This is a genomic window from Secundilactobacillus hailunensis (assembly GCF_005405185.1).
GTDB classification, from domain to species: Bacteria; Bacillota; Bacilli; order Lactobacillales; family Lactobacillaceae; genus Secundilactobacillus; species Secundilactobacillus hailunensis.
In genome coordinates, this window is the sequence record NZ_BJDO01000004.1 from 43038 (window position 1) to 69171 (window position 26134).

21 protein-coding genes and 1 riboswitch are annotated in these 26134 nt (G+C 47.8%); of the genes, 20 read left to right on the top strand and 1 reads right to left on the bottom strand.

The features are described from left to right. The first annotated feature begins 146 nt into the window (after positions 1–146). The 5 genes from FFM73_RS01950 to clpB all read left to right on the top strand — a co-directional run bounded on the left by FFM73_RS01950 (position 147) and on the right by clpB (position 8169). Positions 147–851 (top strand): tRNA (adenine(22)-N(1))-methyltransferase, encoded by a 705-nt coding sequence (locus tag FFM73_RS01950; RefSeq protein ID WP_137630108.1) that lies wholly within the window; start codon positions 147–149, stop codon positions 849–851. Next, entirely contained in the window at positions 841–1953 is a 1113-nt protein-coding gene (locus FFM73_RS01955; protein ID WP_137630109.1) for a Nif3-like dinuclear metal center hexameric protein, read from the top strand. Before FFM73_RS01950 ends, FFM73_RS01955 begins: the two co-directional genes overlap by 11 nt. 14 nt (positions 1954–1967) lie before the next feature. Then, positions 1968–3209 (top strand): peptidase T, encoded by a 1242-nt coding sequence (gene pepT / locus FFM73_RS01960; RefSeq protein ID WP_137630110.1) that lies wholly within the window; start codon positions 1968–1970, stop codon positions 3207–3209. A gap of 101 nt (positions 3210–3310) precedes the next feature. Then, positions 3311–5431 carry a DNA topoisomerase gene (locus FFM73_RS01965; RefSeq protein ID WP_137630111.1) on the top strand — a complete coding sequence of 707 codons (2121 nt, stop codon included), beginning with the start codon at positions 3311–3313 and terminating at the stop codon, positions 5429–5431. 110 nt (positions 5432–5541) lie between these two features. After that, entirely contained in the window at positions 5542–8169 is a 2628-nt protein-coding gene (clpB, locus tag FFM73_RS01970) for an ATP-dependent chaperone ClpB (RefSeq protein ID WP_137630112.1), read from the top strand. Positions 8170–8225: 56 nt separating this feature from the next. Here the strand turns inward: clpB and FFM73_RS01975 are convergent, their stop codons facing one another. Next, positions 8226–8423, bottom strand: coding sequence for a YjzD family protein (locus tag FFM73_RS01975; RefSeq protein WP_137630113.1), 198 nt, complete (start codon positions 8421–8423; stop codon positions 8226–8228). Between the two features lie 121 nt (positions 8424–8544). Between FFM73_RS01975 and dnaE the strand changes: the two genes are divergently transcribed. The 15 genes from dnaE to der all read left to right on the top strand — a co-directional run bounded on the left by dnaE (position 8545) and on the right by der (position 26042). After that, the gene (gene dnaE / locus FFM73_RS01980; RefSeq protein WP_137630114.1) at positions 8545–11913 is read left to right on the top strand and encodes a DNA polymerase III subunit alpha; all 3369 of its coding nucleotides are present in this window, start codon (positions 8545–8547) and stop codon (positions 11911–11913) included. A gap of 208 nt (positions 11914–12121) precedes the next feature. Then, the gene (gene pyk, locus FFM73_RS01985) at positions 12122–13879 is read left to right on the top strand and encodes a pyruvate kinase (protein ID WP_137630115.1); all 1758 of its coding nucleotides are present in this window, start codon (positions 12122–12124) and stop codon (positions 13877–13879) included. A 181-nt stretch (positions 13880–14060) separates the two neighbouring features. Beyond that, complete coding sequence (locus FFM73_RS01990) at positions 14061–14969, top strand: CvfB family protein (RefSeq protein ID WP_137630116.1); 909 nt, start codon at positions 14061–14063, stop codon at positions 14967–14969. Continuing rightward, positions 14947–15840 carry a site-specific tyrosine recombinase XerD gene (gene xerD / locus FFM73_RS01995; RefSeq protein ID WP_137630117.1) on the top strand — a complete coding sequence of 298 codons (894 nt, stop codon included), beginning with the start codon at positions 14947–14949 and terminating at the stop codon, positions 15838–15840. Before FFM73_RS01990 ends, xerD begins: the two co-directional genes overlap by 23 nt. A 19-nt stretch (positions 15841–15859) precedes the next feature. Beyond that, entirely contained in the window at positions 15860–16216 is a 357-nt protein-coding gene (locus FFM73_RS02000; RefSeq protein ID WP_137630118.1) for an N-acetyltransferase, read from the top strand. Further along, positions 16209–16970: a segregation and condensation protein A gene (locus FFM73_RS02005; protein ID WP_137630119.1), complete on the top strand. Its 762-nt coding sequence runs from the start codon at positions 16209–16211 to the stop codon at positions 16968–16970. The genes FFM73_RS02000 and FFM73_RS02005 overlap by 8 nt, the downstream gene beginning before the upstream one ends. Further along, complete coding sequence (gene scpB / locus FFM73_RS02010) at positions 16967–17554, top strand: SMC-Scp complex subunit ScpB (RefSeq protein WP_137630120.1); 588 nt, start codon at positions 16967–16969, stop codon at positions 17552–17554. The genes FFM73_RS02005 and scpB overlap by 4 nt, the downstream gene beginning before the upstream one ends. Positions 17555–17557: 3 nt before the next feature. After that, on the top strand, positions 17558–18286 hold the full coding sequence (locus FFM73_RS02015) for a pseudouridine synthase (protein ID WP_137630121.1): 729 nt from the start codon (positions 17558–17560) through the stop codon (positions 18284–18286). 53 nt (positions 18287–18339) lie between these two features. Further along, positions 18340–18461: riboswitch (FMN riboswitch) on the top strand. A 111-nt stretch (positions 18462–18572) separates the two neighbouring features. Next, positions 18573–19160 carry an ECF transporter S component gene (locus FFM73_RS02020; RefSeq protein ID WP_171001159.1) on the top strand — a complete coding sequence of 196 codons (588 nt, stop codon included), beginning with the start codon at positions 18573–18575 and terminating at the stop codon, positions 19158–19160. 148 nt (positions 19161–19308) lie between these two features. Beyond that, positions 19309–20349 carry a helix-turn-helix domain-containing protein gene (locus tag FFM73_RS02025; protein ID WP_171001160.1) on the top strand — a complete coding sequence of 347 codons (1041 nt, stop codon included), beginning with the start codon at positions 19309–19311 and terminating at the stop codon, positions 20347–20349. Beyond that, positions 20336–21808 carry a RecQ family ATP-dependent DNA helicase gene (locus FFM73_RS02030; RefSeq protein ID WP_137630124.1) on the top strand — a complete coding sequence of 491 codons (1473 nt, stop codon included), beginning with the start codon at positions 20336–20338 and terminating at the stop codon, positions 21806–21808. The genes FFM73_RS02025 and FFM73_RS02030 overlap by 14 nt, the downstream gene beginning before the upstream one ends. Before the next feature lie 66 nt (positions 21809–21874). Continuing rightward, entirely contained in the window at positions 21875–22549 is a 675-nt protein-coding gene (locus FFM73_RS02035) for an SAG1386/EF1546 family surface-associated protein (RefSeq protein WP_137630125.1), read from the top strand. Positions 22550–22568: 19 nt separating this feature from the next. Continuing rightward, positions 22569–23255, top strand: a complete 687-nt coding sequence (gene cmk / locus FFM73_RS02040) for a (d)CMP kinase (RefSeq protein WP_137630126.1) — start codon at positions 22569–22571, stop codon at positions 23253–23255. Positions 23256–23335: 80 nt separating this feature from the next. Next, on the top strand, positions 23336–24598 hold the full coding sequence (rpsA, locus tag FFM73_RS02045; protein ID WP_137630127.1) for a 30S ribosomal protein S1: 1263 nt from the start codon (positions 23336–23338) through the stop codon (positions 24596–24598). A gap of 136 nt (positions 24599–24734) precedes the next feature. Next, positions 24735–26042, top strand: coding sequence for a ribosome biogenesis GTPase Der (der, locus tag FFM73_RS02050; RefSeq protein WP_137630128.1), 1308 nt, complete (start codon positions 24735–24737; stop codon positions 26040–26042). The last annotated feature ends 92 nt before the right edge of the window (positions 26043–26134 follow it).

The window sequence follows — 26134 nt, forward strand, 5'->3', positions numbered from 1 at the left end:
ACAATGTAAAAGGGTGGGTCATGATGGAAAATCACCATGACTCACCCTTTTTTATGACCAATTAAAACGGCGTGAAATGTTGTGCTAGGTTTGCCCTCTAGCCTATAATAGAACTACGATTATTTATGAAAAGGAGCAACCAACCTATGAATGGGACACACTTATCCAACCGGTTACAGACCGTAGCTGATTTCGTAAAACCCGGTGCTCGTTTGGCCGATATTGGGTCAGACCACGCGTACCTGCCAGTGCATTTAGCTAAACAGGGGGTTATTCAGGCCGCCGTTGCTGGCGAAGTCGTGAAGGGACCTTACCACAACGCCGTATCAGAAATTGATGGTGAGCAGTTAAACGCTGTGATCACCGCCCGTTTAGCCGATGGGCTAGCAGCGATTCAGCCAGATGATCAGATCGACACGATCGTGATTGCCGGCATGGGCGGTACGCTGATCACTAATATTTTAGAGAGTGGCAAGGCGCATTTGACCCACCATGAACGGCTGATTTTACAGCCCAACGTGGGTGAAGATCATGTGCGGCGCTGGTTGCAGGATAATCACTACCAGATCGTGGCGGAACGGATTTTAGCCGAAGACGGTCACATTTATGAAATTATCGTGGCGGATCCGGCAGAACACGCGGTTAAGTATTCTGCGGCGGAGCTTAAGTTTGGCCCGTTTCTGCTGCAAGAAAAGAGTCCCGTCTTAAAAACTAAATGGCGCAGTGAACAAACTCGCCTGCAGCAAGTTATTCAAACGATGAAACAAGCTAAAAACGCGCCCGAAGCGAAAATTCAGGAGTTTGAACAGGAGTGTCAGCAAATTCAGGAGGTCATTTTAAATGAAGATTAGAACATTGATCGAGCGTTTTGAACAGTTTGCACCCAAGTCGATTGCCGAACCCAAGGATCCGGTGGGGCTGCAGTTAGGCTCATTAGACGCTGATTTTCACAAGGTGCTCGTGACACTGGATGTCAGACCAGAAGTAGTGGCTGAAGCAGTGAAGATTGGTGCTGACTTCATTTTTGCCCACCATCCTATGATGTTTCACCCGGCGAAGAACCTCGATTTGAGCGATCCGCAAAACCAGATGTACGCCACGTTACTGCAGCACCACATTACGGTGTATGCCGCGCACACGAATTTAGACAGTGCCAACGGCGGGATGAACGACTGGCTGGCTGATGCACTGGGCTTGACGGATACCGTTGGGATGGTCGATGGCGTCCGTGAGACCAATTACTTGCTGACGGTTCACGTGCAGTCGGTCTATGCGGATGCAATTCGGCTCGCTATGGTGGGTGCCGGGGCTGGTGATATGGCCCGTTATTCCGGTGCCAGCTTTGAATGGAGCGGCACCACCTGGTTCACACCGATGCAGGGAGCTAACCCAGAGCTGGGTCCCGTTGGTGAACGTAACAGCACCGAGGAATTGGCGCTTCAAGCACGGGTGCCAGCATCCAAATTGCAGGCAGTGACGCAGGCAGTGAATGGTGTCTATCCTGGTGGTCATCCTGCTTTGGAGCTGACTAAGTTAGCCGATGAAGGCACGCAATATGCCATGGGCCGCATCGGCAATCTGCCAAAGCCAATGACGGTGCGGGAATTTGCCGAACACTGCAAGCAGGTCTTTCACGTTGCTGGTCTGCGGGTAGTGGCTGCTGACATGGACCAATCGATTCAGCGCATTGCTGTCCTTGGCGGTGATGGCGGTAAATTCTTCAAGATTGCCCAGCAAAAGGGTGCCGATGCTTACGTGACTGGTGATGTGTATTATCATACCGGTCATGACATGATTGCCGCGCATTTCCCAGTGATCGATCCTGGCCATCACATTGAAAGTATCTGCAAGTCGCACCTTACCGAATTATTTGAACAGTGGCGGGATCAGAATAAGTGGCAGTTTGAGATTGTGCCATCAGCGTTAAATACGGACCCGTTCACGTTTATTTGAAAGGATGATCACTCATGGATTACGAAAATCTGATTCCACGTTTTTTAAACTACGTTAAGATTGAGACCCGTTCAGATGAAGCAAGTAACACGGTGCCAACTACGCAAACGCAAGTTGACTTTCTAAAAACTTTAGCTAACGAAATGACGGAAATTGGATTAGCTGATATCCATGTTTCCAAACCCAGCGGTTACGTCTACGCTACGTTACCTGCTAATACGGATACACCAGTTCCCACGATTGGGTTTATTGCCCACGTGGATACCGCGGACTTCAACGCCCACCACGTCAATCCGCAGATCGTTGAAAATTGCGATGGGCATTCGGTGATCAAACTAGATTCAGCAGGTAAGTACCAATTAGATCCGAAAGTTTTTCCCAGTTTACAGAAATACCAGGGTCAAACCCTGATCACCACCGATGGGTCAACTTTACTGGGGTCCGACGATAAATCCGGTGTGGCGGAGATCATCACGGCAATGCAATACCTGCTTGAGCATCCCGAAATCAAACACGGCACGATTAAAGTTGGTTTAGGCCCTGACGAAGAGATTGGGACTGGCGCTGATCATTTTGACGTGCAGGACTTTGGTGCTGACTTTGCGTATACCGTGGATGGCGGACCTTTAGGACAGCTGGAATACGAAACTTTTAACGCCGCGGATGGTCGGGTCCACATTACGGGAACCAACGTGCACCCTGGCGATGCTAAGGACACCATGGTCAACGCTAACCAGCTGGCGATTGATTTTCACGATGCGCTGCCCGAACATGACCGCCCCGAAAAGACGGCCGGTCGGGAAGGCTTCTTCCACCTGTACAAAATAAGTGGGGATGTTGATACGGCTGATCTGGGCTACATCATCCGCGACCATGACCGGGAACGGTTTGAAGCGCGCAAGCAACTGTTTCAGGGCATCGCTGATCAGTTAAACGACCAGTACGGTGCCGGCACGGTTCAGGTCACGCTTAAGGACCAGTATTACAATATGCGTGAAATCCTCGAAAAGGACATGAGCGTGGTTGAACTGGCAAAACAGGCCATGATGGAACTGGGCATTAAACCAGATATTGCACCGATTCGCGGTGGGACGGATGGGTCTAAGCTCTCCTTCTTAGGCTTGCCAACTCCGAATATATTTGCTGGCGGTGAAAATATGCACGGTCGGTTTGAATACGTGTCAGAGCAGACCATGGCGCAAGCGACGGACGTGATTTTGAAGATCATTGCTCTGAATTTAAAAAATAATCAGTGAGCCGCGGGTTAAATGAATTCGCAAAAAGAGCTTTAGCGAATGACTAGTTTGCTAAAACTCTTTTTAAACTCACAATAAATGATGGTAACGGAGGAAAACGGATGACAGAATATGCCATTTTATGTGAAAAAGCCAGTGCTGCCAAGAACTTTGCCAGTGCGTTAGGCGGAACCAGCGGTGAATTTGAGGGGCATTCCTACAAAATCGTCCACTCTCACGGGCATCTAATGGCGTTTGTGGACCCTAAAGAACAGGTGCCAGACGATAAGGCAGCGCAGTATCGGTCATGGAAGCTGGAACATCTGCCTTGGCAGGTGGCCGATTTTAGTTGGGAAAAGCAGCCCATTATGGCGAAGAATCCCCGAACTGGCCGCAAAAAATCAACTAAATCAGATCTGACGGAGATCAAAAAGAACGTTAAAGACTGCGACGCACTGGTCATTGCGACCGATGTGGATCCTTCCGGTGAAGGTGAACTGCTGGCCTGGGAGATCATTAACGCCATTAAGTGGCGTAAACCGGTTAAGCGGCTGTATTTTGCCGACGAGGAAGCGCGGTCGATTCAAGCGGGCTTTCGGGACATTAAGCCCATTAGCAGCCAGCAGTCAGACGGCGATTATCTGAAATCGGATGCCCGCAGCAAGTGGGACTTCCTGTCCATGCAGCTGACCCGGATCGCCACCACGGTGACCAAACAGGCGGGCTATCCGGTGAAGGTCGTGCGGGAAGGCCGGTTGAAATCGTTGATGGTGCGCCACGTGCACGAACAGGCGACGTTGGTTAAGAATTATAAGCGCAAAGCCTTCTATGAAGTTAAATTTCAGGATAACGCCAAGCACGTTTTTGCCCGGCAGTTTAAGGATGATGAAACGGCAGCTAAGTGGCGCCACGCAGTCAAGGCGGATGCTGCCACGGAAATGGCGCAGTATCATAACAGTGCCATTACTAACGTGAAAACGGCTCGCCGGCATTCGGCACCGCCGAAATTGTTAGACCTGTCTAATCTAGCGTCAATTCTGGCGCCGAAAGGGTACAACGCTAAAGAAGTTTTAAGTACCTATCAAAAAATGTATGAGGCTAAGATCGTCAGCTATCCCCGGACGGATGACAGCAAGATTTCCATGGCGCAATTTTACCAGTTGCTGCCATTAGTCCCGGCGATTGCCAGGGTGGTCAACGTCGATCAAAGCTTATTGACGCACCGTAAACCACGGTTTACGCACGTGACAACTGGTAGTGTGGATCACGGGGCTAACCGCCCTGGTGAAAAAGTACCGCCAACATTGGCCGGTTTGTCGAAGTATGGCAAGTCGGGACCGGCAATTTATTCGGTGGTGGCAAAGAACTACCTAGCTATGCTGGGAGAAGACTATCAATTTGACCACGTCACCGCTGAGCTAGCTGATTATCCCAGCTTTAAGACCGCTTTTAACGTTCCTGTGGCCCTAAATTACAAGCTGATTTTTGATAGTTCCCGCCAGATCAGTGACGTGGATGAGACTCAGGGTGAAGCCCAAGGCCAACTGGGTCAAACCGCGGCACCGTTTATCTTTGAGGGTGCCAATAAGAAGCCGGTGAGACCAACCATGAAGTGGCTGATGAATTACCTGCAGCACTATAATATTGGGACTGGGGCGACTCGGGTCTCAACGCTGTCACAGATTACCGCTGGCACGACCGCGCTGATGAAGGAACGCCGAGGCGCATTGTCGCTGACGGATACGGGGACCATTTCCGCAATCCTGACTGAAGGAACCATTATCAGCAGTACTAACGCGACCAAACGGCTGATGACACTTATGGATCAGGTGGGGTCATTTAAATTACACCCCGATGAACTGCTGACCACGGCAACGCAGACGGTGACCCATGATTTACCGATCATGGTGAAAAATGCTGATAAACTGAAAGCCAGCCTGGGTGAACCAGAAAAATTGGTCAAGCACTACCCTAAGAAAGCCAAAACCGGTGGCCAGACTAGCACGGGTAAAGAAGTGAGCTTTAATCAGGTTTGGGGCGGTCACCGGTTTACCACCCAGGAAGTGGCTGATCTATTGGCTGGCAAAGAAGTTCAGTTTCAGATCAAGACCAAGCGGGGCAAGCCCATGGCCGTGCATGGTAAATTAGCGCAGCAAACTTACCGGGGCCATAAATTCTGGGGCTTTAAACCGGCGGATGACGTGTTTCAAAGACGGACCAAAAGTCGCCGAAAAGCCCGTTAAAATAATTTGGTCAAATAAGGTCAAACTGTTTGTTATGGGACTGATTTATGCTAAAATAAATCCAGAAATTAATCACTTTAGGATAACCAGTAAAGGATGATGATCGTTTAATGAATCCAGACATCTTAACGCAATCAGTGACGGATGCGATTGCGGAAGCACAGCAAATTGCCGTTAACCGTAAACAGCAGTCGATCGGTGTCTCACACCTATTTAAATTCTTAATTCAACCAGGTCAACTGGACCGGCAGATCTTTAGTGAACTGGGTCTTGATATCACGAAGTTAAATGCTGAATTAGACAGTGAAATTGATAAGATCAGTGAAGTCGATGGAAACGTCACTTACGGGCAAAACCTGTCACCCGATCTATACCGGCTGCTGCAAAAGGGCGATGAAGTCCGTAAAGACTTAGGCGATGAATATATTGCCAGTGACACGCTGGTGATTGCCGTCGTTCAGATGAGCGGCAGCCGACTCGGTGACTATCTAACAGAACAGGGACTGACCCTGCAACAAGTTAAAAATAAGGTCACTGAAATTCGTGGGGGTGAAAAAATCACGTCAAAAAATCAAGAAGAGGGTTTTCAAGCCTTAGAGAAATACGGGACGGACTTAGTTAAGGCCATGCGCAGCGGCAAACGCGATCCGATTATTGGCCGGGATGACGAGATCATGACGGTCACCCGGATCCTGTCGCGGAAGACCAAAAATAACCCGGTTCTGATCGGGGAACCCGGGGTCGGTAAAACGGCGATTGTCGAAGGCTTGGCTCAACGAATCGCCCGTGGTGACGTACCGGAAAATTTGAAGAACAAATCGATTTTCTCACTGGACATGGGGTCCTTGATTGCCGGGGCGAAATACCGTGGTGAATTTGAGGAACGGCTGAAGTCCGTCTTAAAAGAAGTGAAGAAGTCCAACGGGGACATCATCATGTTCATTGATGAAATTCACAACATTGTCGGTGCCGGTAAAACGGAAGGCAGCATGGATGCTGGGAACCTGTTAAAGCCGATGTTAGCCCGTGGCGAACTGCATTTAATCGGGGCTACGACCACTGATGAATACCGGAAGTACATGGAAAAGGACCGGGCACTTGAGCGCCGGTTCCAGAAAGTTCCTGTGGCAGAACCGTCAGTTGAAGATACGGTCACCATTTTGCGGGGACTGCGGGAACGCTATGAAGTGCACCACGGCGTCCGAATTCACGATAATGCCTTAGTAGCGGCAGCTAAGTTGTCCGATCGCTACATTACGGACCGTTATTTGCCGGATAAGGCGTTAGACCTCGTCGACGAGGCCTCCGCTTCCATTCGGGTAGAAATGAATTCCGCACCCACTGAATTGGATCAAGCACGGCGGCAAATGATGCGGCTGCAAGTGGAAGAAGCGGCTTTAAAGCAGGAAACTGATGAAGCGTCACAAAACCGGCTGAAAGAAGTTCAAAAGAACTTGGCGGACGTGAAGGAAACCGTTGGCAGTTTGAACGCTCGCTGGGAAGACGAAAAGCAGTCCTTGGACGCCTTAAGTAAGAAAAAGCGGGAATTGGATAAAGCAAATCACGATTTAAACGAAGCCGAATCCCAGTATGATTTGGATAAGGCCGCGGTCTTACAGCACGGGACCTTTCCTCAACTGAAAAAAGAGTTGGCTGCAATGGAACAAAAGGACCATTCCGACGACTGGCTGGTTGAAGAATCGGTCACCGAAAAAGAAATCGCCGCGGTGGTTGCTAAAATGACCGGGATCCCCGTTAACCGCCTGGTAGCCACTGAACGGGAAAAACTGCTGCATCTAGCGGATAATCTACACAAACGGGTAATTGGTCAAGACGAAGCGGTTCAGGCCGTTTCGGACGCCGTTTTACGGTCACGGGCCGGTTTGCAGGATCCTAGCAAGCCTTTGGGGTCCTTCCTATTTCTCGGACCAACTGGTGTCGGGAAAACCGAACTGGCAAAGGCCTTGGCAGAATCCCTGTTTGATTCAGAAAGCGAAATGATTCGGATTGATATGTCGGAATACATGGAAAAAGAATCCGTTTCGCGTTTAGTGGGGGCGGCTCCCGGCTATGTTGGTTACGAAGAAGGTGGCCAATTAACGGAAGCGGTTCGCCGGCACCCGTACTCCATTGTATTATTCGATGAAATTGAGAAGGCCCATCCCGACGTCTTTAACCTGTTGCTGCAGGTCTTAGACGATGGCCGATTAACGGATAGTCAGGGTCGGACGGTCAACTTTAAGAACACGTTGTTGATCATGACCTCTAATCTGGGTTCGGATATTTTGCTGGAAGGCACGGATGCGCAAGGCCAGATTTCAGACGATGCCAAAAAGCAGGTCGCTAGTCTACTGCAGCGGTCGTTTAAACCGGAGTTTTTAAACCGGATCGATGATACGATCATGTTTAAACCATTAACCATGAGTGACGTGGAGCAGATTGTTGGCAAACTGATTCAACGTCTGTCTGCTCGACTGGCAGAACAGCAGATCACGTTGACGATTACTTCAGAAGCAGCGCAGTGGTTAGCCAAGCGCGGTTATCTGCCAGCCTATGGAGCAAGACCGCTAGAGCGTACTATTACGAACGTGGTTGAGACGCCGTTGGCTAAACTGATCATTGGCGGCAAGGTCAGTGCCAATAGCACGGTTGAGCTGGCTTTAAATGATGCCGGTGATGGCTTGGTATTTAACACGAGTGCAACACCTAATAACGATGCTGTGAGTGAAAAAGCCTAACTGAAAATAAAAAAGCGGCAGCCCCTGATTCAGGGACCACCGCTTTTTTATAACCGTTAATTGTTGGTTTTTGTATCCGAATTTGAAACTAATTTAACACCGTTGGTAAAGATCAAAGCAGCAATGGTTGCTACGATGCCAATTTGCATTGGGACGTAGTTCATCAGCTCCAGTTGGCTACCGATGTAACCAATGACTTCACCAAAGATGACTGCCCAAAAGATGACAACCAAGTTTGCTTCTAATATTTTCATTGTAGACACCTCGCAATCATCTGAAATTTTAGCATATTGTTGACCAAATTGAAAGCCTTCAATTGCGAGTCTCTGTTATAATAAAGAGCAGAATCTTAACGAGAAAGGAAGCCGAGAAGACATGACATTTGTCCCCTTACAAGTCATTAGCAGCTACAGTCTGCTGCAGAGTACCAATCAACTGGACGAGCTGGTTAAAACGGCGGCTGATCGCGGTTATCAGGCATTGGCGCTGACCGACCGTAACGTGATGTACGGGACGGTGGCATTTTATCAGACTTGTTTAAAATATAAGGTTCAGCCCGTTATCGGTTTAACGGTTGATTTAGCCGGCTTATTTGCCACGGAACAGACTTTTCCCATGGTTCTGCTGGCGAAGAATCAAGCCGGTTACCAGCATTTAATGGCGATTTCGTCGTTTCTGCAAACCCGCTCGGATCAGGAACCGGTGACGGTGGCACAAGTCCAGCAGTGGTTGCATGATTTGATGGTGATCTTACCCAGCGAAAGCGAACTGCAGTACTGGTTAGACCAGGGGCAGCAGGATAATGTGCACCAGTTATTGACCCGGTTAGGTCAAGTCGTGGATGCAGACAGCCTATTGATCGGCATCGCACCCACCCAGTCGCAAACGGTGCGCCAGCTGCTGACCAAGTTAGCGGCGGATGCCCGCGTGAAGGTTGTAGCATTGCCCGAAGTCCGTTATTTAGACGCCAATGACCGGTTTGCGGTGAGCGTGTTAAATGCGATCAAGGATGGCACGACCATCAGTAATTTGGCAGAAGCTAAGCAACAGACTGGTCAGTACTGGTTGCGGCCAGCCGCTGAATATACCAGTTTGTATGCGGATCTAGGCTTAAAAGCTGCTGCGGAACTAACGGCAACGGTAGCGAAAGCCTGTCAGATTCAGTTAAAGTTTCAGCACCCGCAATTGCCTCAATTTCAGACACCGGATCAGCAATCTGCTAAGGCTTATTTATTGACCCAATGTCAAACGGGGCTGATCAACCGGCTGCAGGAAAATCACGTGACGGATGCCATACCCTATCAACGGCGCTTAGATCATGAACTAGACGTCATTGACCGAATGGGCTTTAACGATTATTTTCTGATTGTCTGGGATGTTATGCAGTTTACAAAACGTGCTGGGATCACCACTGGCCCTGGACGGGGGTCGGCTGCCGGGTCACTAGTAGCCTACGTGCTGGGCATTACGGATGTGGATCCATTGGAATATAATCTGCTGTTCGAACGTTTCTTGAACGAAGAACGGGCGCAGATGCCAGATATCGATCTGGATATTCCGGATAACCGCCGGGAAGAAGTACTGGAATATGTTCACCAAAAGTACGGTCATGAACGGGTCGGGCAGATCATTACTTTTGGCACATTAGCCACCAAACAGGCGATTCGTGACGTCGGTCGGGTATTTGGCTTACGACCGTACGAATTAAGCGAATGGAGTAAAACGATTCCCAGCGTGCTGCATATTTCTCTGAAAGAAGCCTATGAACAGTCACAGCCACTGCGCAACATGGTGGCGGATTCTGCCACTAACAAATTATTATTTGAAACAGCGTCTAAACTAGAAGGATTGCCACGGCACTATTCGACCCATGCGGCCGGAATTGTGTTGAGTGACAAGCCGTTAACGGACATCGTGCCGGTTCAAAACGGGTCGGAAACCATGTTAATGACCCAGTACACTAAGGACTACGTTGAACAGGTGGGTCTACTGAAAATGGATTTTCTGGGGCTGCGGAACCTGAGTTTATTAGCTGCTGCCTTGAAGTACGTTAAGGTTCAAACAGGGCACGAGTTAAATATCAGTCAGATCAATTTGAATGACCAAGCAACCTTAGAACTGTTTCAAAAGGGTGATACCAATGGCGTGTTCCAGTTTGAATCTAGCGGGATCAAGAACGTTTTGAGACGGCTGCATCCCGATTCCTTTGAACTCGTGGCAGCTGTTAACGCTTTATACCGGCCAGGGCCAATGGAAAATATTGACCACTTTATTAAGCGCCGGTTCAACCAGGAACCCGTGACGTATCCGGATGAGTCTTTAAAGACCATTCTGGCACCCACGTATGGCATCATCGTATATCAAGAACAGGTCATGCAAGTGGCGTCAGCAATGGCCGGCTTTACACTGGGTCAAGCCGATTTACTGCGGCGGGCCATGAGTAAAAAGAAAAAGGCCACCATGGAAGCCATGCGCAAACGGTTTATTGATGGTGCAGTTGCCAAGGGGCATGAAGCGTCAGTTGCCCAAGCCACTTTTGACTATATTGACCGGTTTGCCAACTATGGCTTTAACCGCTCGCACGCCGTGGCTTACAGTAAGATGGCGTTTGAATTAGCCTACCTAAAAGCCCATTATCCAGCGGCCTTCTTTACCGCGTTACTGAACTCCGTGTTAAATAACAGTGTTAAAACTAAGCTGTATTTGATGGAAGCTAAACGGCATCAGGTCACCGTCTTACCGCCCAATATCAATTACAGCGGCAGTTACTTCAGACTTGAAAAGGGCCAGATCAGGTTTGGTTTGGTCTCCATCAAAGGGATGCGACGAGACTTGCTGCAGAGCATTATGACTGAGCGGCAGACCAATGGGCGCTTCAAGTCGTTACACGAATTTTTGGTGCGGCTGGATTCTAAATGGCTAAAAGCGGACTTGATCGAAGGGCTGATCTATTCTGGTGCCTTTGACGATTTCGGTTATAACCGGGCGGAACTGATTGCTAGTCTGCCGGAATTTCTCAGCAGCGTGGAACTGAGCGGTAACAGTGTGGATCTATTTGAAGTACTGGCACCTAAAATTAAACACCAGCCGGATTTTCCATTAAATGAACGGCTGGAAAAAGAAAACGAATACCTAGGCGCTTATCTGTCAGGGCACCCCGTTGAACAATTTACTGCATTAGCGCAGCAGCGCGGGGCAGTCACGATTGGTGATGTTAGTGTCGACCAGCACGTTACCCTAGTGGTCTACGTTACTCGGATTCGCACGATTCGCACCAAGCGCGGGGATCAAATGGCGTTTCTGACAGCCAGTGATCTAACGGGTGAGATCAGTATTACGGTCTTTCCTAACACCTACCGGCAGATTGCACCGTGGCTGGCCAAAGAGCAGGTGATCTTAGTGACCGGTAAAACCGAGACTAACCGGGGCAGCATTCAAGTCGTCGCTGACTCGGTGGTGCAGGCAGCATCAATTAAGCCGGCGCAGTCGTCAGCTAAAGAGCTGCACGGTGACCGCTGGTTTTTGCGGTTAACGGCCACCGCGGATGAAACGGTTACGATGACTAAGCTAACCCAGTTTTTACAAGCCCACGCGGGACAAACGCCAGTGATCGTTTACCGGGTCAGCGATGACAGTAAACGGCTTTTAAGCCAGTCATTTTGGTTGCCAGCCAGTGAGCAATTAGTGAAACCATTAGAGCAAATTTTGGGTGACCATAACGTCGTATTACAGGTCAAACCTTAAAATTGTTAGTTAAGATAATCTTAATAAAGGGCATGAAAACGCTTTTATACCGGAAATGTACAGTTTTTGGACAAACACCGCAGACATTAAATTTGAAAAGTGCTAAAATAACTTACGGATTCCAAATTGGACTGGTTTAAATGTGATAACTGTCACAAGACAGCCAAGCGAATGAATTAGTCCTAAACTCAAAGGAGAGATTTTTCTTATGAAGAAAACCAAGATCGTAAGTACCCTTGGTCCCGCTAGTACTGATGTGGACACTATTGTTAAATTAATTGAATCCGGTGCAAATATTTTCCGGTTCAACTTTTCTCATGGTGACCATGAAGAACATTTAGACCGTTTAAACAAGGTCCACGAAGCTGAAAAGATTACTGGTAAGACCGTTGGTATCATGCTTGATACTAAGGGTGCTGAAATTCGGACTACCGTTCAAAAAGATGGTAAGATCCAATATCACACTGGCGACAAGCTCCGGATTTCTATGGACGACTCCTTAGAAGGTGTTAAGGATAAGATCGCGGTCACATATCCTGGTTTATTTGACGATGTTAGTGTTGGCGGTCACGTTTTATTCGATGATGGTCTGCTTGACATGGTCATTGATGAAAAGGACGATGCCAACAAAGAATTAGTTGGTACCATGCAAAACGATGGTATGCTCGGTTCACGTAAGGGTGTTAACGCACCTGGCGTTTCAATCAACTTACCAGGGATCACCGAAAAGGATTCTTCTGATATCCGCTTCGGTTTGGATCACGAAATCAACTTCATTGCCGCTTCATTCGTTCGTAAGCCACAAGATGTTATGGACATTCGTGAATTATTGGAAGAAAAGCACATGGAACACGTCCAAATCTTCCCTAAGATCGAATCACAAGAAGGTATCGACAACTTTGACGATATCCTCAAGGTTTCTGATGGGTTGATGGTTGCTCGTGGTGACATGGGTGTTGAAATTCCTACTGAAAACGTACCATTGGTACAAAAGCGTTTGATCCGGGCATGCAACAAGATTGGTAAGCCAGTTATTACTGCTACTCAAATGTTGGATTCAATGCAAGAAAACCCACGTCCTACACGTGCCGAAGCATCTGATGTTGCTAACGCCGTCTTTGATGGTACTGATGCAACCATGCTTTCTGGTGAAAGTGCTAACGGTGAATACCCTGTAGAATCCGTTACTACTATGAACCGGATCGACATCAAGGCTGAAAATGCTTTGAAGGACTTTGGTACTGACCACATGGACTTAGCTAATGCTGATGTTACTGAATCAATTGGTGCTTCAGTTGCCCGTGTTGCTAAGAGCTTGGGTGTTAAGACCATCGTTGCAGCTACTGAATCAGGTTACACTGCTCGGATGATCAGCAAGTACCGTCCAGATGCAAACATCTTGGCCGTTACTTTTGATGACCGTACTCGTCGTGGCTTGATGGTTAACTGGGGCGTTTACCCAATCGTTGCTGAAAAGCCAGCTAACACTGATGCTATGTTTGATTTAGCAGCTGCTAAAGCTGTTGAAACCGGCTTAGCTAAGGAAGGCGACTTGATCTTGATCACTGCCGGTGTGCCCGTTGGCGAACGCGGTACGACTAACTTGATGAAAGTTCAATTGATCGGTTCAAAGTTAGTTCGCGGCCAAGGTGTCGGCGATGACACTGTGATTGGTAAAGCCGTTTTAGCAAGCAATGCCAAGGAAGCTAACTCTAAGACTACTGAAGGCAGCGTTTTGGTTGCTAAGAACACTGACAAGGACTACTTGCCAGCTATCGAAAAGGCCAGCGCCGTTATCGTTGAAAATGGCGGTTTAACTTCACACGCAGCCGTAGTTGGTATCTCAATGGGGATTCCAGTTATCGTTGGTGCTAAGGGTGCTTCAGAAAAGATCTCTGATGGCGAATTGATCACTGTTGACTCACGTCGCGGTGTCGTTTACCACGGTGCTTCAAACGCACTTTAATCATTTAATTGATTACAATTTAAAAAGTCTAGCCTGCGGGTTAGGCTTTTTTTTGGCTAAATGACGCAATTTAGTCATGCCAATCTTGACCGTTGTCTGGAGAATAAACTACCACCGCAGAGCAATATGTGCGATAATACCAAGAGATATGCAATCCAAGAGAACGAACGGGGATACTAAAATGAATAATGAATTAACGCAGTTACTTGGCCGAGTCATTAGCGGCGAAGTCACTGATGAAAATGACAAGGAATATTACGTCCAGACGAATGGCTTAACGTTTCGACTCGACAAGACTGAAATCGAAAAGCCCCTGAAGCTGGGTAGCCGCTTTAAAGGGTTTGCTTACGAAAACGAACAGCACCAACTGCAGATTACGCGAAATGCGCCTAAAGTGCAGGTCGACCATTACGGTTTTGGTGAAGTGGTGCGGGTGCAGCACGGCTTAGGCGTGTTCGTCAATATCGGCTTACCTAATAAGGACATTGTGGTCTCGCTGGATAATTTACCGGAAATTAACGCGCTCTGGCCTCAACGCGGTGACCGGTTAATGCTGTCGATCACGCTGGATAAAAAGGGCCGGATGTGGGGCGATCTCGGTGACGAAGCACTTTACCGGGTCATTGCTCAGCCAGTGACGACTAAGTTAGATAATAAAGACGTAGTGGTTACGGCTTACCGGCTGAAATTAACCGGTACCATGGTGCTGACCACTGACTATCATTTGGGCTTTATTCCTCCTGAAGAACGGGATCAGGAACCCCGCTTAGGCCAGCAATTAAATGCCCGGGTCATTAGCCAATTTCCCGATGGCACGCTAAAAATCTCGTTACGGCCACGGGCTTATGAAGCCATTCCGGACGATGCTTTAATGTTACTAGCAACCTTGCAGCATGCGCCAGAAGGTAAAGTAGCCTTTACAGACAAGAGTGCTCCTGAAGACATCAAAGATTACTTTGGTATCAGCAAGGGCCAATTTAAGCGGGCCGTGGGTCATCTCATGAAACAGCGGTTTGCTGAAGAACACGATGGCTATTTATGGTTGACTGAAGCGGGACGTGATCAAAATGAAAACGGACGAGCAGATTGAGGACTTTCTGCATGATCTCCGAATCGAACGGGGACTAGCCGCTAATACGATCAGTTCGTATCGGCTGGACCTAAAAGAGTTTCGGCAGTTCTTAGACCAGCAGCATATTACTGATCTGGCAAAAGTGGATCAATTAACGATCCTGAACTTTTTAAAGCAGCAGCAAACTTCTGGTAAAGCGCGCAACAGCGTCACGCGAATGGTGTCGACTTTGCGGCACTTCTTTCAGTACCTCGTTGAAAATGATCAGCTGACGGTTGACCCAATGGCGGAGGTCAAAGCGCCGAAAAAGGGTCGGCCGTTGCCGCAAGTCTTGACGGTGGCTGAGGTTGAAGCGCTGTTAGCGGCACCGGATACCAGCAACAAGTATGGTATTCGCGACCGGGCAATTTTAGAAGTGATGTACGCTACGGGACTGCGGGTCAGTGAACTGGTCCATCTCAAGATGGGCGAGTTGCACCTGGAAATGGGGCTGATTCAGACACTGGGTAAGGGCAACAAGGAGCGGATCATCCCGATTGGTGACGTTGCTATTGACTGGATCAATCGGTACTTAAATCAAAGCCGACCAGTACTGCTGAAGCAGCGCACGTCGCCTTACCTTTTCTTAAACGCCCATGGCAGCGGGTTGAGCCGGCAAAGTATCTGGCAAAAGATTCAGCACTACGTCAGTGTGGCTGGAATTCGTAAGCATGTGACGCCGCATACGCTGCGGCATTCATTTGCCACCCACATTCTGGAAAATGGTGCGGATCTGCGGATCGTTCAGGAGTTACTCGGCCATTCGGATATTTCGACAACGCAGATCTATACGCATATTTCTAAGAAGCACTTAACCGAAGTTTATCGTAAAGCTCATCCAAGGGCGTAACGTTTTGGGAGGAATCAATTTGTTACTGAAATACCGAACTGATTATGAGAAAGTGGCAATGGGCTTGCTCTCGCTTGCGCCCGCGTTAAAAAAGATCGATCGTCTGCAGGCTGAACTGCAGTGGTATCAAGATAGCGATTCACGGCAGCTATTATTATGGAAAGATCTAAATCAGGACTTTTCCGGGGTCGTGGGTGTTGAATTACGGCCAAAGTTTGTCATTGTGCGCTTAATCGCCTTGATGCCAGCAGTCCGGAATCATAATCAGACCAACACGATCTTAACTGAATTACAGGATATGTATCCCAAGCAGCGCATTATGGGAACTCTAGAGACGACGAGTATCGTTGCTAAGTGGGAGGCTAGTCATGAGTGAAGCACCAGTTTTGATTCACGTGCAGAACTTTGAGGGACCGTTGGATCTGCTCTTACACTTGATCAAATCTTCATCCATCGATATTTATGACATTCCCATCGTGACTATTACTGATCAGTATATGACGGCTCTGCGGCAGATGCAGGACCATCAGTTGGACGTGGCTGGCGATTACTTTGTTATGGCCGCCACACTCATGAAGATGAAGGCCAAACTGTTGCTGCCAGTGGAAGAAACACCTGCTGAAGAAGATGACGATGATGAACCGAGTTTAGCTGAGATGCAAGATGACCTGGTGACTCGGCTGGTGCAGTATCAGCGTTATCAACAAGCTGCCGGCTGGTTTAAACAGCAGGCGCTGGCACGGCAAAAATTTTATAGCCGGCCAGAAATGGCGGTGCCGGCTGGTGTGAAATTAGGCAAGTTGGCACCGGGCTTAACCACCGTTGATTTGCGACGGAGTCTGATCGGTTTGACGCAGCGCAAACGACAGCCAGAATTGCCAATGCGGCTGGTCCGCAGTGAACAGTACACCGTTAAAGGCCAGATTCACACGCTGCGGTTTAAGCTCAGTCAAACGCGAGTGGCGGTGGCCTTTGGCGACTTGTTTGATCAACGGCCCAATAAGGAAGAACTGGTGACGACTTTTCTGGCGTTGCTGGAAATGACTAAGCAGCATGAAGTGGCCGTTGATCAGCCCAACCGGGTCATGCCGATCACCGTTAAACCGGCCAAATTGGGAGAAGAAAAATGAGTAGGATACAGCAATTAGAGGCGCTGCTGTTTGTCAGTGGCGAATCTGGACTGACGGTGACGGAACTGGCAACGTTGACCGATTCAATGGTGCCGGCAGTCAATCAGTCGTTAGTCAAATTGAATCAAAAATATGCCAGTGATCCAGATTCAGCACTGGTGATTTTAAAAAGTAACGAAACGGTTCGCTTGGCCACGAAAGAAAGTCTGGCAAATACCGTCAATCAGTACTTTGAGGCACCCAGTTCTACGGGCCTGTCTCAAGCGTCACTGGAAGTTTTGGCGATTATTGCGTATAATCAGCCCATTACCCGAATTGAAATCGATGAGATTCGGGGCGTCCAGAGTTCTGGCACTTTGAATAAGTTACTGCTGCGGCAGCTGATTGCCGAGTCCGGTCGTAAAAAGGGACCGGGACGGCCAAAGCTGTATCAGACCACAGACTACTTTATGGATTACTTTGGGCTCAAACAGTTGGCGGATCTACCGCCGCTGCCAGATGCGCAAACGCCGAGTGATGCAGAACAGAATAGCGATTTATTTTTAAAACGGTTTAACCAACAGATAAATGCGGAGGATAAATAGTACATGGAACGATTGCAAAAAGTTATGGCCCACGCGGGGGTTGCTTCACGACGGAGTGCCGAAAAGATGATTACTGCTGGTCACGTTAAGGTGAACGGCAAAACGGTGACTGAATTGGGCACCAAAGTCAGCAAGCACGATCATATTCTAGTAGATGAAATGCCCATTCAGACTGAAATGCCAGTTTACATTTTGATGAATAAGCCACGGCAGGTGGTTTCAACTGTCTCGGATGATAAGCACCGCAAGACGGTGATCGATCTACTGGATGATGAGATCAAAGAACGAGTCTATCCCGTGGGCCGGCTGGACTATGACACTACCGGTTTATTACTGCTGACTAACGATGGGGCCTTAGCGAACCAACTGACTCATCCCAAGTACGAAGTTGATAAATCGTACGTTGCTAAGGTGCAGGGTATTCCAACTAACGATGAATTAAAGCGTCTGCGCAAAGGTGTCAGCATCGATGGTAAGCAGACGTCACCAGCAAGGACTCGGTTGATGTCTAGCGACGAAGGCCGTAAGACGGCAATTGTCTCCATCACGATCCATGAAGGTAAAAACCACCAGATCAAGAAGATGCTGCAGGCAGTGGGTCACCCCGTAATGAAGCTGAAACGGGAAACCTATGCGTTCTTAACGTTAAAGGGTGTTCAGCCCGGTGATTTTCGGGAACTGAACCCCGAAGAAGTTAAGGAGTTAAAGCGAGTGGCCAAACTGGACAATTAACTTGCTTTTTTGAAGTTTTCCCCGTACAATTGGGCTAAATAATTAAATAAGTGGTTCATCTTCAGGGCAGGGTGTAATTCCCGACCGGCGGTAACAGTCCGCGACCTACTCCTCGAGTAGTTGATTCGGTGTAATTCCGATACCGACAGTAAAGTCTGGTATAAAGAAGATTGGGTTAACACAAATTAGTGTCAAGCCGAATTAATTTTCCTCTGAAGGAGATTGATTCGGCTTTTTGTTTGCGTTTTCATTTTTGAAGATGGCCAAGTTTTGGAGGGTATATCTAATGGAACATAGTCAACCATTTAGCATTCGCCAGGTCGTTATCATGTCGTTGTTTGCTGGTATCTCGTTTTTGCTCTACTTTATTTCATTTCCCATATTACCGTTCGTCTCCTATATGAAGGTCGATTTTTCAGACATTCCGATTTTACTGGGGATGATCATGTTTGGTCCGCTGGGTGGGGTCATCATTGCAGCCATCAAAGGACTGCTGTACTGGATCATGACTGGTGTTGACGTGGCCAACTTTATTGGCGTTGGTTCAGGGTTCATCGCCTCAGTGAGCTTCATGCTGCCGATTTATTGGGTGTTAAAGTACGTACGTAAGTATAAGACGGTGACCCGTTTAATTTTAGCGGCCATTGCTGGGACGGTCAGTCTTTCAGTCATCATGGCGATACTGAACTCAACGATACTGATCCCAGTTTACATGGCAGTTCTGCACATGAAGATCACGATTCCGCTGTCGAAAATGTTACTATTTGGCGTGATTCCGTTCAACTTGATCAAGGGTGTGTTAGTTGGTGCGGTGTTCGTTTTAATAGCGGATCGCATGAAGACCTTTTTGCGCCAGCAATCGGATCTGCTCTAATAAAAATTAATTACTGTATGATATGAATAGGTAACGATAGGGATGGCAATTGCGCCATCCTTTTTATCTGCCGTTGGTTGCTACTAGACAGCTAAATTGCGGTGTGGGAGAATGAATGCAGCTAACAAAAACAGGGGGGATATCGACGATGGATACAGCACAGCTCATTACTTTTTTATCACCGACAGCCCCAAGACGGCTGCGGGTGATTGAAAATATCTTGGTGGGCAAACGAACGGTTTCCACGCTTTACTGGGGTATGCGCTATCACCAATTGTCCTGGTTGGGTTACGAGAAAAGACTGACCCGAAACGTGATGGATCAGACGGCTTTAGAGCTCAAAAATAAGGGCTTAGTGACCGTTGAAGAGACCAACGCTCAGTTAACCGAACTGGGTGCGATTGAGCAGCAGCGACTGCTTAACAAGCACTACCAACCCAAATACTTGAACCTCCGATTGATCGTGGATGTTGAGGCCCTTTGGCAGCGGCTGCTGCTGGCGACGCAGGTGGTTTCGGAGCAAGCTTACCAGAATAAGCACTATTATCCGTTGCAGGTGAGCTGGCAGGTCAAGCAGTTTGTTAAACGCTGGTTTCACCAGTTTTATTCAGACGACCTCCGAAAAGCGTTTCAGGACTTTTGGCAAACTTTTTTGTCACAGTTGCCCAATGATCAGGCATTGTTGATGAGTCGGCTATTAGTCGGCCATCAGCGTCCTGGTGAAACGCTAGTGCAGGTAGCCCATGATTTTGAGCTGACTGAATCAGAGGTGAGGGTGATGATCACCGATTTGATCTGTCAGTTGGCTAAAGTGATTGCTCATACTGAAACTGCCAGCCTAAGATCGTTATTGGCGGGTTTGAGCCGGTCATTGATCAGTACCAGCGCACAGCAGACCCTGAACAGCTTTATGGCGGGAAAATCATTAGAGGTCATCAGTCATCAGCGCCAGCTTAAGCTAAGTACGGTGCGGGAGCATTTACTGGAAGCGGCCATTATGCTGCCACCCGAGCAGTTTGATTTTCAGCGGATCTTACCGGCGCAATTAGTGACACAGATGCTGGCGCGGTTAGCAAAGACACCGCTTGATCAGTGGCAATTTACGCAAGTAGCGGATCTGTCAGTGGAATTCTGGCAGTTTCGGCTGCTGGAAATCTTAAGGAGTAAACAAACGGATGATAAGTACTGAACAACTCTATCAGACCCTTCAAAAACGGTTTGGCTTCAGTCATTTTCGGGCTGGCCAACTGGAAGCTCTGACCGCCTTAACGGCCGGACAAAATACATTAGCCGTATTGCCCACAGGTGCGGGAAAGACCCTCATTTATGAGCTCTACGGAGCGGCGACCCAGCAGTTAGTGCTGATCGTGTCGCCCTTGATCTCGCTGATGCAAGATCAGGTGACGACCCTCAACGTAAAGGGTGAAAAGCGGGCAGCTGCCTTGACTTCTCTCATGACTTATCCAGAAAAGAACTGGGTTTTACAGCATTTGACGGCGTACCGGTTCCTATTTGTGTCACCGGAAATGCTGAGCCAAGACGCAGTACTCAGTGCGCTGCAAAATGTCTCGCTAGGGTTACTAGTCGTGGATGAAGCACACTGCATCTCCACGTGGGGACCAGATTTTCGGCCAGAATACCTGTTATTAGGCCAAATTAGGCATCAGTTAAATGACCCGCTGACATTGATGACCACAGCCACGGCGACTCAGCACGTTAAAACCGATATTAAGCAAAAATTACAGCTTCCGGATGCTACTGAAGTGGTTTTACCGATCGACCGGCAGAATATTTTTCTGGACGTGGCGCAGTTTGAAACACAGACTGATAAGGATGACCGCTTGATTGAACTGGTGACCACCCTTAAGAAGCCGGGCGTAGTGTACTTTTCCAGTAAAAAGAAGGCCAATGAGACGGCCGAACTGCTGGCATTAAAGACCCATTGCCGAGTAGCTGCCTATCATGCGGGCCTTGATCCGGAAACGCGCTTTAAAGTACAGCAGCAGTTTATGCAGGACCAGTTAGACGTGATCTGTGCGACCAGTGCGTTTGGCATGGGCATTGATAAGAATAACGTGCGGTTTGTGATCCATTACCACGTGCCCAGTGACCTGGAAGCTTATTGGCAGGAAATTGGCCGGGCTGGCCGGGATGGTAAGCAAAGTATCGCCATTTTACTTTATCAGCCTGGCGACGAGCAGATCGCGCAGTTTTTGAGCGACGCGACTGTGCCGCAGGAAAATGAAATTCACTATTATTTTCAGCAAATGGCGCCGCAGATTGCCGGTGATGAAAAGGCGAATTTGATTTGGTTTTACAAGCAGCATCACTATCAAGAACGCCAAGTCCAAGAACTGTTTGAACGTCGCCGTGAACAGCGGATGGTGGCGTTTAGAAAAATGATGGGGTATTTACGGACACCGACCTGCAAACGGCAATATGTTCAGCACTATTTTGACCAGGTATCACAGCCGGATGAATTGCCCGCAGACTGTTGTAGCAGCGATCAGCCAGACATTGATCTTACTGCGTTGGGGCTGATATCGACAAACGACAGTGTAACGGTGAGCCAAAATGAAGGCCCAGCTAGCTGGCAAGCTATTTTGACCCAGCTATTTAATGCTGATGGTAAAACGGATGCAGTTTAAAAAAATTCCCACTCTTGTGCCAGCTATGGTACAATTCGTAATGAAAGTTTTTGAGGAGGTTACATGATGGATCCAAAAAAGGACGATCACTCATCCGAAACAAAACCTTGGGATCAATCGTTTGGGGACGATCGGGATGACCAAGGCAATTTGTCACGGACTAAGCGTCATAAACAAAGTCACAATAATCGGTTAGTCACGATTATCTTAGTGGCCATTATTATTTTGATTGCGGTAGGCTCTTTGATTTACGGCCTGGCACGTCAAAGTGCAATGAATAAGCCTGATAACTCGATGAGCGTTGCTAGTGAAAAAACGAGTTCAGTCAGTCAGCCGCACCGTAAAAAAGCTGCTAAATCGGTCTCCAAAAAGCCGGCTTCATCGGCTTCTGAAAAAAAGGCTACTGCCGCTGATGCCAATGCCAGCTCCAAGACTAGTGAGAGTAGTTCTTCAAAAGCAACTTCTGCAGTGACGACTTCTTCACAGACCCAACGGACAAGTGAATCAGCAACTGTTAAGCAGCCGACTACGCACGCTAAACCCGCTGCCCAGTCGACGACTTCGCAGCAGGCAGCAAGTTCGACGTCAGGTTCCGGCTCAAAGTACGCGACCGTTGGCCAGGGTCAAGGTATCTATCGCGTGGCTGTGAATAACGGGATCTCCGTTGAGCGGCTGAAACAATTGAATGGTGGTTTATCGGGGCAGACGCTACGCCCAGGACAAAGATTACGCGTCAAATAAGTTGATACAGGTGGACAGAATGGCAAAAAAAGAGTTGCAAGTTGCAATTGATGGACCAGCCTCTGCTGGTAAGAGTACGGTCGCCAAAAAAATTGCGCACCGATTTCGTTACGTTTACTGTGATACTGGTGCCATGTACCGCACAGTCACGCTAAAGGCGATGCAGCAAAACGTGGCGCTAGATGATCCAGTGGCTTTAGCAGAAATGCTGAAGACAACTGAGATTGCGTTTAAACCGGGAAATCCCGAACAATTAGTTTTTCTTGATGGTCAGGAAGTTACCATGGCAATTCGTCAGCCGGACGTGACTAATCAGGTTTCCACAGTAGCCGCCCAAGGCACGGTGCGGGCTGATTTAACGGAACGTCAGCGCAAGATTGCTGAAGCGGGCGGCATCGTGATGGACGGTCGCGATATTGGCACGTCGGTATTGCCAAAAGCCGAAGTTAAGATCTTTTTAGTGGCTAGCGTTGAAGAACGGGCCCAGCGGCGGTTTAAGGATAATGCTGAAAAGGGGATTCATACCCCCATGGATGTGCTTCGCGATGAGATTCAAACGCGGGATCACAAAGATTCCACGCGGGCAATCTCACCGCTGACACAAGCAGCGGATGCGGTTCGTTTGGACACCACTTCATTGTCAATTGATGAGGTGGTTGACCAGATAAGTGCCATAATTACTAAAAAACAACAAGAATTTACATAAAACTTGGTCATGCTACTGGTATTTATGTTAATTTTCGGATAAAATATAAGTTAGAGTTGTCGCAAGGAGGAAAAGGTCGTATGAGTGAAAACAATAGTAATGATGACAATGATTTGTTAAATGCTTTAAATAGCATTGAAACGGTGAAAGTTGGTGATGTCGTTAAGGCTGAGGTATTAGCCATTGACGATGACAAACAAGCCATCGTGGGTATCGAAGGTACCGGTATCGAAGGTGTTGTACCACAAAAGGAACTTTCAACAAAACCAGTTTCAGATATCAATGATGTCGTTAAGGTTGGTGACACCCTTGATTTAGTTGTTATCTCAAAGATTGGTAGCGATAAGGAAGGCGGCAGTTACTTATTATCTGTTCGTCGTCTTGAAGCCCGTAAAGTTTGGGACGAAATCCAAAAGAAGTACGAAGCCGGTGAAACCATTGAAGCACCCGTTACCCAAGTGGTTAAAGGTGGCTTAGTGGTTGATGCAGGTGTTCGTGGCTTCGTACCTGCTTCAATGATCAGTGATCACTTCGTTGAAGATCTGAATCAATTTAAGGGTCAGACGTTAACCTTTAAGATTATTGAAATCGAACCTAGTGAAAACCGTTTGATCTTGTCACACCGTGCTTTGGTTGAACAAGAAAAGGCTGCTAAGCGTGAAGAAATCATGAGTACCCTTAAGGCCGGCGAGACAGTTACCGGTAAAGTTGCTCGTTTGACTAGCTTTGGTGCCTTTGTTGATCTTGGCGGTGTTGACGGGTTGGTTCACGTTTCTGAAATTGCTTACGAACGGGTTGAAAAGCCTTCTGATGTTTTGAAGGTCGGCCAAGAAGTTAAGGTCAAGGTCTTATCAGTTGATCCAGACCGTAACCGGATCTCACTTTCAATCAAGCAAACCTTACCAGAACCATGGGACGGTATTGAAGAAAAGGCTCCTGAAGGTTCCGTACTTGAAGGAACTGTTAAGCGTTTGACGAGCTTCGGTGCCTTTGTTGAAGTATTCCCAGGCGTTGAAGGTCTGGTTCATATTTCACAAATTGCTCACGAACACATTGCAACACCAAATGATGTCTTATCAACTGGTGAAACTGTTAAAGTCAAGGTTTTGGAAGTTCACCCAGAAGCTCACCGTTTGGCACTTTCAATTAAGGCTTTAAAGGAAAAGCCTGCTGGTAGTGAAGAACGTCATGAACAACCAAAGAAGCAACAGCGTGCACCAAGAAAACAAGCCGCACCTACTCAGATGTCAACTGACGATGACGATGAAGGCTTTACGTTAGGTGATTTGGTTGGCGATCAATTGAAGAACGCGCAAAAGAAAGCTGATTCAGATAACAAGTAATCGATACAATGTTTCAAAACACAGATTTTCTTTAAATTAATTAAAATGTCATTTTGAAACGGAATGCCAGTTTCAAAATGACATTTTTGTTGTGATTAGACCGTTACTATCCAAGAACAGAAAAGAGGGATGTTGTATGAGTATGCCAACAATTGCTATCGTGGGCCGTCCTAATACGGGTAAATCAACCATTTTCAACCGGATCGCCGGTGATCGAATTTCCATTGTTGAAGATACCCCTGGGGTGACTCGTGATCGTATCTACGCGCACGCTGAATGGCTGGGAACTACTTTTAGTTTGATCGATACTGGTGGGATCGACATGGGTGATGAACCCTTTATCAAACAAATCACGCAACAAGCTGAGGTGGCAATCGATGAAGCCGATGTGATTGTGTTTGTTGTTTCAGTCAAAGAAGGGGTTACTGACGCTGATGATAAAGTTGCTCAGATTCTTTATCGTGCCAATAAGCCAGTGGTCCTAGCCGTTAATAAGGCTGATAATCCGGAATTACGTCAAGAAATCTACGACTTTTATTCATTAGGATTCGGCGATCCATATCCGATTTCAGGAGTTCACGGCTTAGGTCTTGGTGATTTATTGGATGCAGCTATTAAGGCCTTCCCAGATAAAACTGGTGAAGTTAAAGATGATTCCATTCGGTTTAGTCTGATTGGGCGGCCTAATGTGGGTAAATCTTCCTTAGTGAACGCTTTACTGGGTGAAAACCGGGTGATCGTTTCTGAAATAGCAGGGACTACCCGTGACGCAATCGATACCAAGTTCGTTGCCGATTCAACTGAATACACCATGGTTGATACAGCTGGGATCCGTAAACGTGGAAAAGTTTATGAAAACACGGAACGGTACAGTGCGATGCGCGCCATGAAAGCCATTGATAATTCGGACGTGGTTTTGTTTGTGCTCAATGCCGAAGAGGGTATTCGTGAGCAAGATAAGAAGGTTGCTGGATATGCCCATGAGGCTGGCCGCGGGATCATCATTGTGGTGAACAAATGGGACACCCTGAAGAAAAATAACCAGACGCTGCACGATTTTGAAGTGCACGTAAGAGAAGAGTTCCAGTACCTTGCTTATGCACCAATTGTGTTCGTGTCTGCGAAGACTCATCAACGGTTAAAAGAACTGCCAGGGATGATCAAGACGGTGGCCACTAACCATACTAAGCGGATTAAGTCATCAACACTGAACGAAGTGATCATGGATGCGATTGCCATGAACCCAACGCCCAATGATAATGGACGCCGACTGCGAGTCTATTACGCGACTCAGGTTGCTATTCAGCCACCAACTTTCGTGTTGTTTGTCAATGATCCAGATCTGATGCATTTTTCATACGAGCGTTATTTGGAAAATCAGATCCGGGAACACTTTGATTTTACCGGGACGCCAATTCATCTGATCGAACGTCACCGAAAGTAGCCTAAGCCTTGATTGGGCTAGGATTACGCTCATTTTTCGGATTTATACGGCGAAAATTAGTTTTTTGGTATAATTATTGTCCGTAAACCGCA

What these genes read in the sequence shown, in the direction of transcription:
- pepT (WP_137630110.1), top strand. Translation starts at nt 1,968, where the DNA reads ATGGATTACGAAAATCTGATTCCACGTTTTTTAAACTACGTTAAGATT.
- FFM73_RS02025 (WP_171001160.1), top strand. Translation starts at nt 19,309, where the DNA reads ATGGATACAGCACAGCTCATTACTTTTTTATCACCGACAGCCCCAAGA.
- dnaE (WP_137630114.1), top strand. Translation starts at nt 8,545, where the DNA reads ATGACATTTGTCCCCTTACAAGTCATTAGCAGCTACAGTCTGCTGCAG.
- FFM73_RS01955 (WP_137630109.1), top strand. Translation starts at nt 841, where the DNA reads ATGAAGATTAGAACATTGATCGAGCGTTTTGAACAGTTTGCACCCAAG.
- clpB (WP_137630112.1), top strand. Translation starts at nt 5,542, where the DNA reads ATGAATCCAGACATCTTAACGCAATCAGTGACGGATGCGATTGCGGAA.
- FFM73_RS02015 (WP_137630121.1), top strand. Translation starts at nt 17,558, where the DNA reads ATGGAACGATTGCAAAAAGTTATGGCCCACGCGGGGGTTGCTTCACGA.
- FFM73_RS02005 (WP_137630119.1), top strand. Translation starts at nt 16,209, where the DNA reads ATGAGTGAAGCACCAGTTTTGATTCACGTGCAGAACTTTGAGGGACCG.
- scpB (WP_137630120.1), top strand. Translation starts at nt 16,967, where the DNA reads ATGAGTAGGATACAGCAATTAGAGGCGCTGCTGTTTGTCAGTGGCGAA.
- rpsA (WP_137630127.1), top strand. Translation starts at nt 23,336, where the DNA reads ATGAGTGAAAACAATAGTAATGATGACAATGATTTGTTAAATGCTTTA.
- FFM73_RS01975 (WP_137630113.1), bottom strand. Translation starts at nt 8,423, where the DNA reads ATGAAAATATTAGAAGCAAACTTGGTTGTCATCTTTTGGGCAGTCATC.
- FFM73_RS02020 (WP_171001159.1), top strand. Translation starts at nt 18,573, where the DNA reads ATGGAACATAGTCAACCATTTAGCATTCGCCAGGTCGTTATCATGTCG.
- FFM73_RS02035 (WP_137630125.1), top strand. Translation starts at nt 21,875, where the DNA reads ATGGATCCAAAAAAGGACGATCACTCATCCGAAACAAAACCTTGGGAT.
- FFM73_RS01950 (WP_137630108.1), top strand. Translation starts at nt 147, where the DNA reads ATGAATGGGACACACTTATCCAACCGGTTACAGACCGTAGCTGATTTC.
- xerD (WP_137630117.1), top strand. Translation starts at nt 14,947, where the DNA reads ATGAAAACGGACGAGCAGATTGAGGACTTTCTGCATGATCTCCGAATC.
- pyk (WP_137630115.1), top strand. Translation starts at nt 12,122, where the DNA reads ATGAAGAAAACCAAGATCGTAAGTACCCTTGGTCCCGCTAGTACTGAT.
- FFM73_RS02030 (WP_137630124.1), top strand. Translation starts at nt 20,336, where the DNA reads ATGATAAGTACTGAACAACTCTATCAGACCCTTCAAAAACGGTTTGGC.
- FFM73_RS01965 (WP_137630111.1), top strand. Translation starts at nt 3,311, where the DNA reads ATGACAGAATATGCCATTTTATGTGAAAAAGCCAGTGCTGCCAAGAAC.
- FFM73_RS01990 (WP_137630116.1), top strand. Translation starts at nt 14,061, where the DNA reads ATGAATAATGAATTAACGCAGTTACTTGGCCGAGTCATTAGCGGCGAA.
- der (WP_137630128.1), top strand. Translation starts at nt 24,735, where the DNA reads ATGAGTATGCCAACAATTGCTATCGTGGGCCGTCCTAATACGGGTAAA.
- cmk (WP_137630126.1), top strand. Translation starts at nt 22,569, where the DNA reads ATGGCAAAAAAAGAGTTGCAAGTTGCAATTGATGGACCAGCCTCTGCT.